This window comes from Flavonifractor sp. DFI.6.63 (assembly GCF_024462255.1).
Lineage (GTDB): Bacteria > Bacillota > Clostridia > Oscillospirales > Oscillospiraceae > Lawsonibacter_A > Lawsonibacter_A hominis.
Genome location: NZ_JANGBE010000019.1, coordinates 12,802 through 29,973, shown reverse-complemented (window position 1 = coordinate 29,973; position 17,172 = coordinate 12,802). Strand labels below are relative to the sequence as shown.

General features: G+C 55.1%; 16 protein-coding genes and 1 pseudogene. All 17 read right to left on the bottom strand.

Features of this window, described 5'->3' with window-relative positions:
• Positions 1–565 precede the first annotated feature (565 nt).
• The 17 genes and pseudogenes from NE547_RS10980 to NE547_RS10900 all read right to left on the bottom strand — a co-directional run bounded on the left by NE547_RS10980 (position 566) and on the right by NE547_RS10900 (position 17,117).
• Complete coding sequence (locus NE547_RS10980; protein ID WP_055270739.1) at positions 566–796, bottom strand: transposon-transfer assisting family protein; 231 nt, start codon at positions 794–796, stop codon at positions 566–568.
• A 1-nt stretch (position 797) separates the two neighbouring features.
• Complete coding sequence (locus NE547_RS10975) at positions 798–2,981, bottom strand: YodL domain-containing protein (protein ID WP_256175939.1); 2,184 nt, start codon at positions 2,979–2,981, stop codon at positions 798–800.
• A 167-nt stretch (positions 2,982–3,148) separates the two neighbouring features.
• A complete protein-coding gene (locus NE547_RS10970) occupies positions 3,149–3,514 on the bottom strand; it encodes a cysteine-rich VLP domain-containing protein (RefSeq protein WP_256175938.1) in 366 nt (121 codons plus the stop codon).
• Entirely contained in the window at positions 3,507–5,549 is a 2,043-nt protein-coding gene (locus NE547_RS10965) for a DNA topoisomerase 3 (protein WP_256175937.1), read from the bottom strand. Before NE547_RS10965 ends, NE547_RS10970 begins: the two co-directional genes overlap by 8 nt.
• Complete coding sequence (locus NE547_RS10960) at positions 5,537–5,725, bottom strand: hypothetical protein (protein ID WP_256175936.1); 189 nt, start codon at positions 5,723–5,725, stop codon at positions 5,537–5,539. The genes NE547_RS10965 and NE547_RS10960 overlap by 13 nt, the downstream gene beginning before the upstream one ends.
• A complete protein-coding gene (locus NE547_RS10955; RefSeq protein ID WP_256175935.1) occupies positions 5,722–6,756 on the bottom strand; it encodes a CD1107 family mobile element protein in 1,035 nt (344 codons plus the stop codon). The genes NE547_RS10960 and NE547_RS10955 overlap by 4 nt, the downstream gene beginning before the upstream one ends.
• Positions 6,749–6,988, bottom strand: a complete 240-nt coding sequence (locus NE547_RS10950) for a DUF4315 family protein (RefSeq protein WP_007883194.1) — start codon at positions 6,986–6,988, stop codon at positions 6,749–6,751. Before NE547_RS10950 ends, NE547_RS10955 begins: the two co-directional genes overlap by 8 nt.
• Before the next feature lie 15 nt (positions 6,989–7,003).
• Entirely contained in the window at positions 7,004–8,713 is a 1,710-nt protein-coding gene (locus NE547_RS10945) for a C40 family peptidase (protein ID WP_256175934.1), read from the bottom strand.
• Positions 8,710–11,115 carry a VirB4-like conjugal transfer ATPase, CD1110 family gene (locus NE547_RS10940; RefSeq protein ID WP_256175933.1) on the bottom strand — a complete coding sequence of 802 codons (2,406 nt, stop codon included), beginning with the start codon at positions 11,113–11,115 and terminating at the stop codon, positions 8,710–8,712. The genes NE547_RS10945 and NE547_RS10940 overlap by 4 nt, the downstream gene beginning before the upstream one ends.
• On the bottom strand, positions 11,036–11,467 hold the full coding sequence (locus NE547_RS10935) for a PrgI family protein (protein ID WP_055270753.1): 432 nt from the start codon (positions 11,465–11,467) through the stop codon (positions 11,036–11,038). The genes NE547_RS10940 and NE547_RS10935 overlap by 80 nt, the downstream gene beginning before the upstream one ends.
• Positions 11,468–11,479: 12 nt before the next feature.
• Complete coding sequence (locus NE547_RS10930; protein ID WP_118739823.1) at positions 11,480–11,920, bottom strand: XF1762 family protein; 441 nt, start codon at positions 11,918–11,920, stop codon at positions 11,480–11,482.
• A 13-nt stretch (positions 11,921–11,933) separates the two neighbouring features.
• Positions 11,934–12,803 (bottom strand): VirB6/TrbL-like conjugal transfer protein, CD1112 family, encoded by an 870-nt coding sequence (locus NE547_RS10925; protein ID WP_256175932.1) that lies wholly within the window; start codon positions 12,801–12,803, stop codon positions 11,934–11,936.
• Between the two features lie 79 nt (positions 12,804–12,882).
• Positions 12,883–12,966 (bottom strand): annotated as a pseudogene (locus tag NE547_RS10920) (Maff2 family mobile element protein); the annotation flags it as partial.
• A gap of 90 nt (positions 12,967–13,056) precedes the next feature.
• Positions 13,057–14,727, bottom strand: coding sequence for a recombinase family protein (locus tag NE547_RS10915; RefSeq protein ID WP_007887864.1), 1,671 nt, complete (start codon positions 14,725–14,727; stop codon positions 13,057–13,059).
• Complete coding sequence (locus NE547_RS10910; protein ID WP_003020324.1) at positions 14,728–14,925, bottom strand: hypothetical protein; 198 nt, start codon at positions 14,923–14,925, stop codon at positions 14,728–14,730.
• A gap of 241 nt (positions 14,926–15,166) precedes the next feature.
• Entirely contained in the window at positions 15,167–16,504 is a 1,338-nt protein-coding gene (locus tag NE547_RS10905; RefSeq protein ID WP_256175956.1) for a virulence-associated E family protein, read from the bottom strand.
• Complete coding sequence (locus NE547_RS10900; protein WP_117461919.1) at positions 16,473–17,117, bottom strand: CHC2 zinc finger domain-containing protein; 645 nt, start codon at positions 17,115–17,117, stop codon at positions 16,473–16,475. The genes NE547_RS10905 and NE547_RS10900 overlap by 32 nt, the downstream gene beginning before the upstream one ends.
• Positions 17,118–17,172: the final 55 nt, after the last annotated feature.

Here is a 17,172-nt window from a genome sequence, read left to right as displayed (position 1 = left end):
CGCATAGGTGGTGCTGACAACGGCGGCGTTCCGAAAAGCGGCTCCGATGTTGAAATCATCATAACCTTCCAGAAAGGAACCGTCAACGATGCCGACAATATCGCGCCAGTTGTCGTGCCAGTATTCATCTACAAGCTGCGCCGCCACACGCTCCATCTGATCGGCAAGTCCGTTTTCACCGGAAACGTCAAAGCGCTGTTCCAGCGCCGCAGATACCACCTCACGATGCTCTTGCCGGTATTCCCAAAGATAAGGGCGGCGAGAGTTCTCGCCGCCGCTGGTGTCGGAAACATCAAATACATATCGGAGTTTGGGTTGGTCGCTGCTGGTATCCACAAGGGCGATGCCCTTGCTGCCTCGCCGCACATAGCGGCGCATCTGCTTATTCCAAAGGTCGTATTCCGCGCAGGCCGTGGCTTCCGGGCGCTGGGCGAAAATCATGAGCTGTTCATTGTAGGGGTACTTATACAGCCTTGCGGCGGTGGTCAGAAATGCCGTCCACTTCTGGTAGCTTCCCGTGATCTGCTCCGCCGTGCGGTCTGCCATCTGCGCATAGAGCTGTACTTTACTCGGCATCCATATCCTCCTTTTCAAAATCGGGGAACAGGTCGAGCGCGTCATATTCCGCGTCGCTCATCCTGCGCAGCTTTGCGATGGCGCTGTCCGTCAGCTCCCGCAGCTCCGTTTCATCCGCAGCGAGGTAGCCGCGCATTTCCTCCAGCGCCGCGATCAAGCCCGTGCGGGTGCCGGTGTTGTAGAGGCTCATAAGCTGGCGTTCTTCAAAGGTGATGTTCATATCAAAGCTCCTTTTCCGCGCTCTTTTTGGGCGCTGTTTTGTGTGGACGTTCTTGGGCCGGTTGGCTTTTGAGCTGCTCCAGCACAGATTTCTTCTTTTCCCGGTGTGCCGCCTCTGCCAAATCCATCAAGGAGATGGACATACCGGCCTTGACCTGTGCTTCAAGGTCGGCGACGGTGGGCTGTTTGGGGCCGTTGTTGATAATGCCGTCGATCATGCCGTAATCATCTTCCATCGACATCTCGGCGGCTTTCAGATAATTCTCCGGTTTCTGAAAGGCGGGCAGCTCCTGAAATCCCATGCTGTCACAGTAGTGATAGGATACCTTGCCGTCCTGTTTCAGCGCAACGATGTCACTGACGGAGAGGCTGTGTCCCACAAAATCGCCGGGGCGCTCGTCGTTAAAAATGTAGTAGAAGTTTTCAAGGATTCTGCCGGTATCATCGTCCGGGTACACCTCACGGGTATAGACAGCTTCATAGTTGGCAGGGTCAGGCGGCGCGGCCAGACTGCCGAGATTGGCAAAACGAAGCTCCACCGGCGCATCCCGGCGCAGTTGGTAGATCGCCATAGAATCGGTGGGACTGTTCAAAAAACGCTGCTCCACATCGCGGGGAGGAATATGGCCATTGACCGCATCCCAATCCGGTCTTGTGACGCCGAACATTCCGTCGTGCTTGATGATGTCCTCGGCTTCAAAGACCATTTCCTCGGCGTTGTCGGGATAGAGCATATAAACCGTGATGTCATGCTCCAGCAGCTCCATCGCCCGATCCTTGGAAAGCGGAAGCATATCGCCGTCCAGATACCCATAGCTGCGCATATCGTCCACCGTCAGCGTGGGGTCAGGCATCGGGACGGCCTGTTCCAGCTCCGGGAGCATATTATCTGCCGCATCGGTGGGAACAGCGACTGCTCCGGTGATCTGTTCCCCAGCACTGAGGGGCAGCTCGTTTGCCTCCTGCAAGTCTTTCAACAGCTCCAGCGACGCAAGGCGGATCGGCGCAGCACCGCCAATGTTGTGGAGCTTGCAAATTTCAAGAGCCGCTGTGGGCAGTTGCTGTTCGGTGCCGTCGAGTACGCCGCCATCCAACACTTTTGCGGAACCGGCGTCATAGATGGTGTAATCAATGCCTGTGTCGCTGCGCTGAACGTGAATGTATTTGTCGTTGTCCACCATGTAGAGCTTTTCCGCCTCTGGCGCTTCCACGCTTGGCTGCTCCGCAGCGGCCAAATTCTCCCGGTCTATGCCGCGCTCCTTGCAAATCTCCGCAAAGTGCCGGTCAATGTCCGTAATCAGCTCGGAAGCCGTCTTGTTGATGGTTTCCAGACTGGCGCGAAGCTCTTTCAGCTCCTTGCCCTTTGACCATGTGGCGATATAGCCGAAGCTGTTTTCGCCCGTTTCAATGCCGTAATACTGGCAGACCGCATAGGAGATGCTTTCGGCCTCGACCTCCTCGGTGTTGCGGCTCTTTTCGCCGGGGACAAGGATCGTCTCACCATCGTCCGCAAACTCCGTCATGTGTTCGTAGTCGTGGAGCTTGGCGTGGGCAATCTCATGGACGGCGGCGCATACCGTCTGCACCTCACTCATACCGGCGCGGATGGTGATGCTCTGCGCCTTAATGCTGAAAAAGCCGTCCGTATCCCGCGCAACGGGCTTTATCTCCATCGGAACGGGAGAAGCACGGCGCAGCGCCTCCATGAAAACCTCATACTGCTGCACATTGCCGCTCAGATCGGCGGCAAGCTGGGGCAAGGGCTTTCCCGCAGTCTGCGACACGTCAAAGACGGATACCACCTTGAACATGGGAATACGGATTTCCTTTTCCTCAATGATGGCCTTGCCGTCTGCATCCAGTATCGGCGCGTTGGTTTCCGGGTCGGTCTTGATTTCCTCGACCTTTTTCTTATAGGGAGTAGGAGCGATGATGCGGATGCCTTTTTCGCCTTTCAGGACGTTCCTGCCGAACTGATCGCGCCACTTGTTGAAGCCCGCCACATGGGTGGCGTCGGGGCGCTGCATATAGATGAGCATGGTATTATTGACCGAGTAGCGGTGAAAGCGGCTCATGGTGGCAAGGTACTTCCGGTACTTATCGCTCTCGAACAGCTCCTTGATGCCATTTTCGATGCTGTCAACGATCTCCCGCATCCGGTCTTTGTTGGTTTGTTTTTCAGCCATGATGATCTCCTTTCAGAAAAAATAGCGCCCCTGCGCAGAAGAAAACACATCCTGCACAGGGGCAATTCTCCGCAGATAGAGGCCGTTTTTGCGCTTGCGGATAGAATGACGCAGCCACTTGCAATCCGGCATGGAAAAAGCCTTGCGGCACGGGGCTTTCCCAGTCTCTATTTGCGGAGGTTCCAGTATTGTTTACGCTTCCGTTTGGCGTCCTGCTTTCGACGCTCTTGCTTGGCGCAGGCGGGGCAATATTTGGTGCGATTGGAGGAAGAATAGACCGGCTTACCGCAGACGGCGCAGCGCTTTCCCGGCCTTTCCCGCATCAAGTCGGCCAGCAGCTCATGGTCGGCGGGAAGTACCGCGTTTCGGAACCAGTTGCACAGCAGCGAGTAGGAAATACCCTGTACGCAGACGCAAGGCTCTCCATCATCCAGCGCGAGGCAGTTGCCGTGATCGTAATTACAGCAGAGCTTCCGAATGAGCTTCTTGGCGCGGCGGAGCTGCTTGTGATCCATACGCGGCGCATCAGCCATTGTCGAACACCAGCTTATAGCCCGCGCGTTGCCCATCATCCTCCAAAAGAACGCTGGCATCATAGGTTTTCCCTGTCTTTTCGGAGTAGCAGCCTTTCAGCGGGGCGCGGCCATTTTTCAAAAGCGCAGCGGCAAGAGATTTCGTCAGCACCTTTTTCTTGGCGGTGAAAAAGCGGCTGTTTTTCCAGAGAACAAAGGAACAGGTGCGGTTCTCACAGAAAAAGCCTTTCTGCGATTCCGTCACTTCGGCTCCGCAGCGGGGACACCTGCCGACTACCTCACGCCCGGAGGGGAACAGGACTTCCGTACCGGGGATGGGTTTGTAGGTCTGCACCAGCTCATGTAGCATGGCGGCGATCCCATCCATGAAGCTGTCCGGGGCGATTTCGCCGCGCTCGATCTCTTTCAGGCGGTGTTCCCATTCAGCGGTGAGCTGCGGAGACTGGAGCTGTTCGGGCAGAACGGTGATAAGCGCCGTGCCGGTGGAGGTGGGCAGCAGATTTGTGATCTTCTTGGACTTCCTGCGCTCCACAAAACCGGAGGACACCAGCTTTTCAATGATACCGGAACGGGTCGCCGGGGTGCCAATGCCCTTGCGCTCGGCATCATCTGGCATATCCTCCTTGCCCGCGTTCTCCATCGCAGCCAGCAGCGTATCCTCGGTGAAATGCTTGGGCGGCGTGGTTTTTCCGGTCTTGACCGATGCGGCAGATACGGAAAGCGTCTGTTGCTCCGTCACCACTGGCAGCGCGGGCGCTGCCTCTGCCTGCTCCTGCTCATAGCGCTTCCAGCCGGGAGCAAGGACGGTTTTGCCCTTGGCGGTGAAGCTCTGACCGGCACAGTCCACCGTAATGACCGTTTCTGCGTAGCGATGTGGTTCATCCACCGCACGAAGCAAGCCCCTTGCCGCCAGCTTCAGCACCTCGCGTTCGCCCAGCGGCAGAGAGGCTATATCTACCTTTTCCGCGCTGATGGTGGGAACAATGGCGTGGTGATCGGTGACTTTTTTACTGCTGCATACCTGCTTGGCGCAGATGGTCGGCGGCTTCTCCATGCCGCAGACAGCGGCAGCGGCGGCGACAAGGCCGGGGACGCTGCCCTCCATATCGTCGGTCAGATAGCGGCTGTCGGTGCGCGGGTAGGTACAGAGCTTCTTTTCATAGAGCGCTTGGAGATAGTCGAGGGTCTGCTGAGAGGTGTAGCCGAGAACGCGGTTGGCGTCGCGCTGGAGGGAGGTCAAATCGTAGAGCGCGGGCGCTTTCTCAGACTTTTCCTTGCGCTCCACGCTTTTGACGGTTACTGTCTTGCCCTTGCAGGCGTTGGCGATGGCGTCGGCGTCCTTCCTGTCCTTCATTCGGCCTGTCGTGGCGGGAAAGCCGCAATCGAGCTGAACGGTGTAGAACGGTTCTGCCACAAATGCGGAGATCTCCGCCACGCGCTGTACCAGCAGCGCCAGCGTGGGCGACATGACGCGCCCAATATTCAATGTGCGGCCATACGTCAGGGAGAAATACCGCGTGGCGTTGATACCAACCAGCCAATCGGCCTTGGCGCGGCACAGGGCGGATTGATGCAGGCCGTCATAGTCGCGCCCAGACTTAAGCTGCTGGAAGCCGCTGCGGATGGCATCATCCTCCATTGAAGAAATCCAAAGCCGCAGAATCGGCTTGGAGCATCCCGCAAGGCAGTAAACCGTGCGGAAGATCAGCTCACCCTCGCGCCCAGCGTCGCAGGCGTTGACCACCTCTGCCACATCCTCCCGGCGCATCAGCTCCCGCAGAATGTCAAACTGCTGCTGCTTTTCAGAGCGGACGATGAAGCGGAACGAGGTAGGAATGATGGGCAGCGCCGCCAGCGTCCATTTGGCATCATCGGCATTGTAAACGGCGGCGTCGGCCAGCTCTGCCAGATGCCCGAAACACCACGACACGATGTACCCGCCGCCCTCCAGATACCCGTCATGCCGTGATTTAGCACCCAGCACGGCGGCGATGCTCTGCGCCACGGAGGGTTTTTCGGCGATCACAAGGCGCATGGTGCAGCCTCCATTCTCTTTACGTCACGGTAGCAGGGGCGAACGCAGCTCTGTCCGAAACGCTTGCAGCCGTAGCAGAAGTGTTCCTTGGCAGCGTCGGGAGGGCTGTCCTCCCGCGCTGCTTTCGGCTTCTGCACCATCAGGCGTTCCAGCGGATTGTTGGTGAAATATCTCATGCGTCTGTGTCCTCCGTAGTATCCTGTTCCGGTTCGTCCTCATACGGCTCAAACTCGTATTCGTCCTCATCCTCACCGTAGTCATAATCGTCCAGATCGGCGCTGCCCTTGGTCTGCGGCTTGGCCTTTTTCTGCTTGAAGATGTAGAACGCTGCACCGCCGCCCAGCGCGACGATCAGCAGGACGACGAGGATGCCGCCCACGCCGCTCTTTTTCTCCGGTTCCTCGGCGGCGGGTTCTGTCGGGTCAGCGGGGACTTCGGGCTTTGCCTCCTTGTCCACGCACTCGGTCATGTTGACCGCACAGACGGGGCAGGATGTATTGACCGTACCGGCCACGCATTTGGTGGTGCAGGAGCAGACGGAAGGCGTTTCTTCCTCGCCGGTCAGCGCCATCAGGTCGGCCTCATCCACCTGATTCAAGAAGTGGACGGTTTCTTCGCCCTCATCGTCACGGTCAATAATCAGGTAAAATGTATTGCCGTTCTTGCTTTCCAGCGTAATGAACTGTTTTCCTGCCTTGGTGCTGGTGCCAATATCGTCGATCAGCGTCAGATTGCCGTCCGGTGTCAGCGCATCGCTGCCGTCTGCCATGCCGCCGAGAAGAAGCTGCCAGAGGTCGGCCAGTTCCTTTTCATCAAACGGAAGCGTAATGCCGCCGATGCTCACGGTACTGTCGGCGGCGTCGGTGACGGTCAGATAGCTGCCGTACACATAGCCCGCGCGGGCGGGCAGCAGGATTTTTACCCAATCGCCGTCCCTGCCAATCACATCGACCACCGTGCCGTTGGGGAGCTGCGCAAACGCGGTATTGTCCAGTCCCGCGCCGGTGCGGACGTTCAGGTTGCCGCCGTTGGTCGTGACCGTGCCGATCTGTTTTGTTTCCTGTGCGTCTGCGGCGCTGCTTTCGGCGGTGGGCAGCGCATCATCAGGATAATCACCGTCGCTGGCAAAGGCAGAAACGGGGAGAATCCCGATGCACAGGAGCATCAGCAGCAGGCTGATAAAAATGCGTGGTGTGTTCTTAGTCATGGTTCAACGCCTCCTTTTCCGAAGTGGCCGGTGCAGGCGCGGCCTGCATACGGCGGAACAGCTCGGCAAACTGCTCCATCGTCATGCCGTTCTCACGCACCATGCCGATGATGTCGGTGTCCTCCAGCTCACGAATCTGCTTTTCCAGCTCGCGGTTGCGGCCTTGCAGATCAGAGATTTTGCCTTTGTTCTTCTCCAGCTCTCCACGGAGCTTCATAATTTTCGGGTTCATATCGTTCACTCTCCTTTACGGCAAGCGCCCATAGCGGTAGAAATGGGACTGCCAATAGTTTGAATTTAAGTTTGCATAAGAGATCGGATCTCCGCAGTGGATCATCATATTGTTGCCGACGTAGATACCCACATGGCTGACACCGGGGGTATCATACGTTCCGGTGAAAAACACCAGATCGCCCGGTTTGACATTGGCAGAGGGTACGGGCGTACAGATATTGTATAGCCCCTGCGCTCCCAGCCTGCCCACATCCCAACCGGAATGATTGATGACCCAACTGACGAAGCCCGAACAGTCAAATGAGGTAGAGGGACTGCTGCCGCCCCAAATGTAGGGGTAGCCGAGATATTTTTCCGCTTCCTTGATAATGGCGGCGAATACCTCATCGTCCAGCGCCTCCGGGGGAATGTCGTAGTCGGTATAGCTGCCCTCCACATACTTGCCGATGTAGCCTGAACCGGGGAACAGGTCGGGACGGTTGCCGAGGGTGGCCATGTAGGTGGCGTACATTCCGAGCTGTTCTTCGCTCATAATGTAGACGGGAACATGAGAGAGATTGAAGTTTTCCAGCGTGACCGTGCAGATGTAGTAGTCATACGGAACCTGATAGGTGTCCGTATGGGTGTTGCCGTCCGCGTCCGTCCATGTGTCGGTTTCTGTGCGGTAGTGGGTTTCCACCACCACATCTTCGGTCAAAATGTACTGGCGGTCAAAGAGCATCTGGAGCGTACCCTGCACCTCATCCAGCGTCCATTCCCCTTGATGCAGCGCCGTAATTATGGAAATGAGTACATAGGGGTCATGCTCGATGGTGTCCAGATCAAAGTGGTACTCATCGTAGTCATGGGTGCTTTCGTAGGTGTCGAGGTAGTGCTGAAGCTCGGCTTCCATCGCGCAATACTGCGCCTCCGCGCTCAGCATATCGGCGTCCTGCGATGGATAGGTACTGGCCGCGATCCCGGAGCCGACGCCATCCATTATCACCGAGCAGGAGGACAGGCCGTTGAGCAGAAATGCCAGCATCAGCAGAATTGCGGCGGCAATGGCAAAGCCGCGCCGGTGTTCCCACACATATTTGCCCGCTTTCTCAGCCTTTTCAGCGGCCTTTTTCGCGGCCTTGGCGGTATTCTCTGCCGCCTTTGCCGTAGTCTGCGCCGCCTGATTGTGCTTGGCAGCGGCATACTGCTTCTTAATTGCCTGCTTCTGCTGCCATTTGGAAACGGGATTGCTGGTGGGACTGTCGATCTCTGCTTTCTTCTGGAGCGCGTCAAGATTGACTCGTTCCAGCTTTTTCTCTGCACGGATGGCAGCACGATAAGGCTTGAGCTGATGGGCGCGGTGGGCAGACTGCACCAGCCGCCCGCCGCTCTCCACGGCTTGCTCTACCTTGTGCGCGGCCTCTACGCCTACATTGTCATCCTCGCTCTGCCGCACCTCCCGGTGAACCTGAGAGAGAACAAGGTTGGCGGGGGCATCCCGCACGGCATGGGTCAGCTTTGAGGGAGGCTTTTTCTTATCCACTTCCTCAAAACGGAGCTGCGTTTTGACCTTGCCGGTGGCAGGATCAAAGCCGCGTTCCTTTTTGACCACGGTTTTCTTGGGGATTTTTGCCTGAGCCTTATCCGCCTTGGCCGCAGCTTTTTTTACCCGCTTGATGGGCTTTTCCAGCTTCGGCTCGGCAAGATCGGCGTCGGAAAACTGCAAACGCGGTTCTCTTTTCATGCCGACGCCACCTCTTGCGGTTTGGTGGTCATGACGCGGTACAGCTCGGTGTCCTTCGGGAAGTGGTCAATGAAGGGCAGGATCGTGTTGCCGTAGAACAGCAGCCCCTCGCCCTCGCCGGAGTGGGTCACATAAGAAAGCTGATGCGGCGAAATGTTGAGCTGCTTTGCGAGAATCTGCCGGTCGCCAGCGGCCTGATTGAGCATATAGATGAAATCGCTGTTCTCAAAAATGTTCTCAACCTCGCGGCTGGATAACAGGTCTTTGACATTTTGCGTGATCCCGGTGGGGATGCCGCCCCATTTGCGATAGCGCTTCCAAATCTCCACGCTGTACGAAGCCGTCTGTTCCTCCTTCAAAAGAAGATGGAACTCGTCAAGATAGTAGCGGGTCGTTTTATGGGCGGCGCGGTTGATGGTCACACGGTTCCAGACCTGATCCTGCACCACCAGCATCCCGATTTTTTTGAGCTGCTTGCCCAGCTCCTTGATGTCATAGCAGACGATGCGGCTGTTCACATCCACGTTCGTGTGATGGTTGAACACATTCAGAGAGCCGGTGACGTAGATTTCCAAAGCGGTGGCGATGTACTGCGCTTCCTTTTCATCCTGCGTACGGAGAGCGTTATACAAGTCCTCCAGCAGCGGCATATTCTCCGGTTTCGGGTCATTGAGGTAGTCCCGGTAGACGATGCGCACGCAGCGGTCGATGATGGTCTTTTCCACAGGGGCAAGCCCGTCCTTGCCGCCGACAATCAACTCGCACAGCGACAGAATGAAGTCGGATTTCAGGCTCAGCGGGTTATCATCGTCGCTGTAATCCAGATTCAAGTCCATCGGATTGATGTAGCAGGGCGAACCGTCGTAGCCCTTGCCGGTGGGCGACAGCTTAATGACCTGACCATGCAAACGCTCCACCAGCGGTGTATATTCGCCCTCCGGGTCACAGATGATGATGTCATCCTTGGGGCAGATGAGAAACGCATTGGTGATCTCACGTTTTGCCGAAAACGACTTACCGCTGCCGGGAGTGCCTAAAATCAGGCCGTTGGGATTTTTCAGCAGCTTCCGGTCTACCATGATAAGGTTGTTGGACAGGGCGTTGATGCCGTAATACAGCGCCTCCGAACCGTTCTGGAACAGCTCCTGCGTGGTGAAGGGGACGAAGATCGCCACGCTGGAGGTGGTCAAGCCCCGCTGAATCTCGATCTGATTCAGTCCCAGCGGGAGGCTGCTCATCAGTCCTTCCTCCTGCTGGAAGTCCAGCCGGGTCAGCGCACAGTTATACTTCTGCGCGATACTGGAGGTCTGGAAGATGTTGTTGTCAAGCTGCCGGGGCGTGTCCGCCGTGTTGAGAATGAGGAAGGTCAGCAGGAACATTCGCTCATTGCGGGACTGCAAATCCTGCAACAGCTTCTTGGCCTCCGCGCCGTAGGTGGCAAGGTCGCTTGGAATGATGTCCATGTCGTACCCTGCACGGACGGCTTTCTTCTGTTCCTCGATTTTGGATTTGTCGAGATCGGTGATCTTGCGCTTGACGGTCTTGATGGCGTTGACCTGATCCACGGACTGCACATGGAGATTGACAAGGACGCTGCTCTCCATATCCAGAAAATCGGCCAGCATCCGGTCATTCAGCTCCGGTGCCAGAATCTGCACGAAGCTGATTGCACCCAGCTTTTTACCCATACGAAACTGCCTGCCGGTCTTGAACTCAAAGGAGCTGGGCGCGATAAAGTCCTTAGTGGACAGCCCAGAGGGAGCCAGCCAGTCCCACGAAAAGCGGAACGGCTCCTGCTCGTCCATCCGCAGAATGTCGTGCATGACGTGCAGGCGCTCAAAGCCGTTCAGCGGCGCAGCCACAACGCCCAGCCGCTTGAAGTTGTTCAGAAGGTCGGTTTCGATGCGCTCCAAACGGGGCTTGGCAGCGCGGAGGTTGTCGGCCTCAACGCCGAACGTGAGATACTTGGTCTTAATGAGGCCGTTGTTGCCGCGGGCAAGCTGATTTTGCAGCATACCGGCGTACTCGGCGCGGATGCCGTCAAACTCGTCCCCGCAGGGCGGAATGGAAATGCTCCGTGCAAAGGTTTCCTGCGAAGCCGAGAGGTTCACAAAGGAAAGCTGGAATTGCACGGAGCTGTCAAAGTAGTTCAGGAAATCGCACCACGCCTCGAAGATGGCGGTCTTGTCCTCGTTCTGTGAGAGCTGGTAGTTGATGTCCTGATACTGGATCGTTTTGGTGTAGCGCGTGTCGGTCACACGGCAGATGCCGTCCGGCCACATACGCTGATACGGGATGCTGTCCTGCGCCGATTTTTCTTTCTTATCCGTTCGGTTCGCTCTTGCGATGGCGGCTTCGATCTGTTTTCGTTCGGTGCGGGTCAGCTTTTTCTTTTCGGACAATTTGATACACCTCCCGGTCTAACTGGTTTTGCCGCTCCAGAACGGCATAAAAATTGTTGGTCTTATACGGGCGCTGCTTTGGCCTCTGGAAGCACACGCGGTAGATGTTGCGGATGACAACCTCCAGCGGCTGACCGTTCTTTTCATACATGGCGAACAGCATGGCCGGGATCATCACCACCATCATCACCATTGCGGCGGGGCTGGTACCGATGCTGCCCTTGAGCAAGAAGAAAAGCGGTACGCCGATGAGCGCGCCGCTTCCGAAGCAAATGAGCTGTCGTTTCGTGAGGTTGAACAGCACCTTGGTTTTTACTTTGGTTAAGTCCTTTGGGACGTTGACATAGGCCATAGAAATCCCCCTTTATAAGAGCTTTTCATATCGAAGTTTCATCTGCGCCGGGTACAAAGCGGAGGCGGGCTTGCGGCTGCCTGTCCAGCATTTGCCGCCTGCCATGCCTGCACAGCTCCAGCCAGCGGCGCGGAGGCTGCTGCCATTCTCGCTATCCAGCGTATAGGTGATGATCTTGCGGTATCCCATTGCCTTTGCCGCCCGCGCAGATGCGGCATAGAGAATACTGCAAGCGTTTCTCTCGCCGGTGGTACAAAGACGATTGACTTCCAATGTCCAGCCATCATCCAGATACCGGCTTACCGGACGGCCTACGATTGCAACACCGACAAGCTCTCCATCCTTGGCACAGCCGATGGAAAACTTATGTCCAGCAGTTGCCTTGTGGTGCCGGTGATGCGCATTAACAAAAGCGTTCGCTGTTGCAAGGGTAACGGGCGTGAGCGTCAGCATAGTATCACCCCCGTTAATGTGCATTGAACACGGACTTGGCAAGGCTGCTCGTTTTGAACAGGCAGAAGCACAGCAGCACCGTGTAGCCCATGCAAGTCCAGATGGCGTAGATGATGTCACCCACAAGCGCGATGTTCTGTACCAAAACCGCGTAAATGGCAACGCAGACGATAATCAAAAACGCTTGGAAGCCCAGCGCCAGCAGAGAACGGATGTAGTTCTGTCCCATGCCGCCCCATTCCTTGCCCATCATGGTCGCCATCGGAATGGGGGCAACAGAGGTGACGAGATATATTTCAATCATTCTTCCGAATGTGATAATGAAAATGCAGATGGTCAGCGCCCACATGGTAATGCCAACGAACAGAGACTGGAACCATAGGCCGAAGAGCGGCCCCAGCTCCATTTCCATCAGCCGATCCTCAATGCCCACCATGACGCTTGAAATGTTGATGCTGGTGTCGCCGATAATCAGCCCGGAGGCGCTGGCAACGACGCTTTGGGCAGCGTCAAACACGCCCATCACAATCGTCCATGTGTTTGTCACGATCAGGACAGCGGCAGCGGACTTGAACGCCCACTTGAAGAATATCCATGTGTCCATGTCATTGAGGTTATTTTTGTCGGTAATGAGCTGGATCAGCTCCAGCGTCATCACAAAGGCGAGAATTGCGCCTGCGATGGGGACGATCACGGTTTCCGACAGGTTTTGTATCATGCTGAAAATGCTGCCGTTCCATGCCTGCGGCGATAAGCCCACCTGACCGGAGATCTCGGCAACCTTTTGATTGGTTGCATCGAACATCCCGGACAGATTGCTCACGATACCGCCGATGAGCATTTCTTTCAGCCATTCCGTGATCTTATCCCATAAGAAATCCATAGGGTTGCCCTCCTTTCGGGAGGATGCCGCCCGAAAGCGGCACCCTCCGTGGATTTACGGGAAGCAAACGAACTGCCGATTAGCCGAACAGACCGGACAGCAGCGGCACGAGGGTAATGCCGATCAGCGCCACGCCGCCGCCCGCCATAAGCTGTTTTATCCCCAATTAGGTGTAAAACTCTGCTCGATGGCGGGCGGCGGCGTACAAAAAATCTATATGGTGTTTTTAAGAGAACCGTCCCGGCGGGACAGGTCAGGCAGTGACCTGTTCCACCTCTGGGATGGGTTTGAGATTAAAATGAATTTCGATAGAAATGTGTCTTGTTTTATCTTCGTCAATGCGCTCATGCACGACGATTTCTTTGATTAAGCGGTTGAGGGTGGCTGCGTCCAGCTCTGTGATATTGGCGTATTCCTGAATGGCTTCCACCCATTGTTTTGCGTCATTGGCAAGCTGGACTTCATCGGACAGCCGCTTTCTGCCCTCGGACACTTTTGCTTTAAGCTCCGCTTGCTCGGTCTGTGTCTTTTCCAGCATGGTGTTGAAATTCTGCTCACTGATACGCCCTGCAATCATATCCTCATAAAGCCGCATGACCATTTTATCCAGAACCTCAATCCGTTCCTCGTCCCTTGTAAGGGAGCGTTCCATTGCTTCCCGCTGTTCCCGCTGCTCGGCTTCACAGGTATTAGTCAGGCGGTCGGCAACCGCTTTCCCGTCCATCAGGGCAGCTCTGGCACATTCCCGGATTTTCCGCAGCACATGGCTGTAAAGGGTGTCATAGTCAATCCGGTGCTGGGTGCAGTGGTTCTTTCCAAAGGCATTGTAGGTCTTGCAGGAATAAATCTGCTGGGGATGTTTTGCGTTTGTGTAGCGTATCGTCAGCGACTTCCCACACTCGCCGCATTTTATCAGTCCGGCAAACAGGCTGATTTCATTGGTCTGCCCCGGACGCTGGCGGGATTTCAGCTTGTTCTGCACAATGTCAAAGCTCATGCGGTCAATCAGCGGTTCATGCTGTCCCTCCACCACAATCCAGTCCTCCGGCTTCTTTTCTCCAATCGTGCCGATTTTGAAACGGTAGTCTTTTTTCTGGGAAGCAATCGCCCCGGTGTAGACGGGATTCATCAAGAGGTCTTTGATAACGGAGAAGTCCCACATATACCGTCCGTTTTCTGGGTCTTTCTTTTCCCATTTGGTGCGGGTATTGCGAAGCCCCCGTTCCCGGTTCCACCATGTGGGGCAGGGGATTTTTTCTTCCTCCAGCCGTCTGCGGATATAGTTCGGACCATGACCGTTCAGGGCATATCCGAAAATCAGCCGCACAATCGGGGCGGTTTCCTCGTCAATGAGCAGATGGTTTCTGTCCTCTGGGTCTTTCCGATACCCAAAGGGGGCAAGACACCCGGTAAACTGTCCTTTCTGCGCTTTCAGAAGATAAGAGGAATGGACTTTCTTGGAAATATCCTTGCTGTACATCTCGTTCAGGATATTCTTGAACGGGGCAATATCGTTGTTATCCCGCAGGGTGTCGATACCGTCATTCATGGCGATATAGCGGACACCGTTTCTTGGGAAAAAGTCCTCAATCAAATGCCCGGTTTGCAGATAGTTACGCCCCAGTCGGCTGAGGTCTTTCGTGATGACAAGGTTGATTTGCCTGCGCTCAATGGCTCTCAACATTCTCTGTAAATCAGGACGCTCCATATTAAGACCTGTGAAGCCATCGTCCTGATAGACTGCCACAACCTCCCATCCCTGCTTTTCGCAGTATTTTTCCAGCATATCACGCTGGTTTGCGATACTGGCACTTTCGCCTTGCAGGTCATCGTCCTTTGACAGCCTGCAATAGACCGCTGCACGATACCCTCCGGCAAGTGCCGAACCGATTGTTCTGTATTCCATTTCGTTCATCATAGCCATTTACCCACACAATCCAGACGGTATCTGGCTCTTTTGAACCTCATCTTCATTATAGCTCATATCTTTCCTTTTAGCAAGATATTCTTTCGTATTTGTCTTACCGTATTTCTGGGAAATCAGGCTGACGAACACATCGGTTGCGTCCAGTTCCCCGTCAAATACCGTTGTAACATGAATCTCTGTTTTGTTTTTTGCCATAGGCAGTTATCCTCCATACATGAAAATAGCCAGACAGAGGGTGTCGGCAACGAAGTCCGGCAACGGGCTTCAAAAGACCTTGCAAACAATCTCAATCTGGCGATGGTTACTATTTATACTTTTCTTTTATTTTTCTGTTGTTTTGGTTGTCATAGGGGAGAAAAGCCGATAGTTTCGGGATTTTCCCCGGCAACCGGCTCGGCAACGGGATAGCAACAGGGGGTGCAACGGGCTGCCATTTTCAGAACGGAAGCTCCATCTGTTCTGTGACCTCCACAAAACCGTCCATCGTTTTTTCAGACGGGTTGCCGGAGTCCGTTGCCGGGTTTTCACGCTCCCAGCCCTTTTGTCTGCCATATTCGGAAAACATTCTTGGGTTCGGGAAGTACCGCCAGCCAGAAATGCACTGGTTCATAATCTCGTTGATTTCCCGGATTTCCCATTGCTTCGGCTCGTCAAAGGCATGGTTCAAGGCTTCCTTATAGAGCTGCTTGGAGCAGACCATGCTCCCGGTGTACTTATCAAGATACGCCTGTATCATCCCGGCTTTGGTGTCCTCCGGCATAAAATCCCGCTGGTGTTCTTTGAGATACCGCTGCATGGCAGGGCTGAAAGCCAGCTTGAACCTGCCGCTTCTGTAAATTTCCATCGCTTCTGCCCACATCTGCTCGATATAGGCTCTGGAAGCGGCTTCGTCCTCCAAAATGTGAACCTCGGCTTGCTCCGGGTACACCATGACGGGGATAAAGCGGCGGTTGCCGGAACGGTCAAGGGGCAGGAAGTCAAGGGCATTGGAAGTGCCGCCAAACACGCACTGACGGGGGCGGTCTGCTGGGTGGGTTTCATAGGGTATCTTGTAAACCTCTTTCTGTCGGCTTAAAAATGACTTGATTTCCTCAATGCTCTTGGCGTTTGCGGTTGCCATCATTTCCGACATTTCGATAATCCAGTGACCTTGCAGCTTACGGTACACATTGTCATCGTCCAGCTTCCGCAAATCATCGGAGAACCACTCGTCCCGGACTGCCAGCAGACGGAAGAAGGTGGACTTTCCAGCCCCCTGACCGCCTACCAGACAAAGCATGATTTCAAACTTGCACCCCGGCTGAAAGGCTCGTGAGATTGCACCCAGCAGGAACAGCTTCAACGCTTCATAGGTGTAATCGTCTGCGTCAGCCCCCAGAAAGTGCCGCAGACAGAAACGGATTCGTTCTGTCCCGTCCCACACAAGGGCACTTAGGTAGTCCCGGATGGGATGGTACTTGTTTTCATTCGCCACAATCCCGACGGCATTATCAATCTTTTTCTCATTGGTAAGCCCATAGGTTTCTTCCAGATAGAGAAGCAGATACTTCATATCCGTATCGTTCAGGGCTGTGCTTTCTCTGTGAAAACCGATGGGCTTTATGATGTCCTTGCGGTCGGTCAGGATGTTGTATGCGATAGCCCCGGAAAGCAGAGGGTCACGCTGGAATACGGTCAGGCAGTTCCGTATGCTCTGGCGGACACCGCCTTTCTCGGTGGTTTCCAGCCCCGCCTTGATTTCCTCAATGCTCTGGGGCGGCTGCATGGCGTTCATGGTGTTTTTTAGTTCTTGCTGCGTCTGCGGCTGCAAGCTCTGCCATTCGCTGTTCAAGCTGTATCACATCCTTTCCGTAGTCCGCAATCAAAGCCGCTTTTTCCTCTGTCTCCCCGAACAGCAGCACATCCAGCAGATATTCCACATGGGCTTGCTTTTGTAAGGCTTCCACAAACCGGGGATGAAAGGCTTCCTCTGGGGAGTGCGGGGCATATTCCGTTCTCCATGCCCGAAGCAGGTGGAGATAATCGGCAAGGATACGGAAGCAGCGGTTCTTTGCTTCCTGAAACTGTTCCTCCGGGGATTTCTGCCGGGGTTTGGGCTTTTTTGCCTTTCCCGGCGGTTTCCAGTCCTCATAGGAAAGCCCAAAGTCATTTGCCAGTTGTACGGCGGCTTCTTTCTTTGCCAGCCCATACAGGGCGGCGGCAAAATCAATCACATCCCCATCCGCACCGCAGCCGAAGCAGTGGTAACGCCGATCCAGCTTCATGCTTGGGGTTTTATCATTATGGAACGGGCAGCAAGCCATCCCGTTCCGACCTACATGGATTCCATAATGCTCCGCAGCCTGTCTTGTTGTGACGGACTGCTTCACAGCTTCAAATACATTCAAATCTATCCCTCCTTGAAAATAAGAAAAGCACCTGACATTCTCTGATTGAAAATGG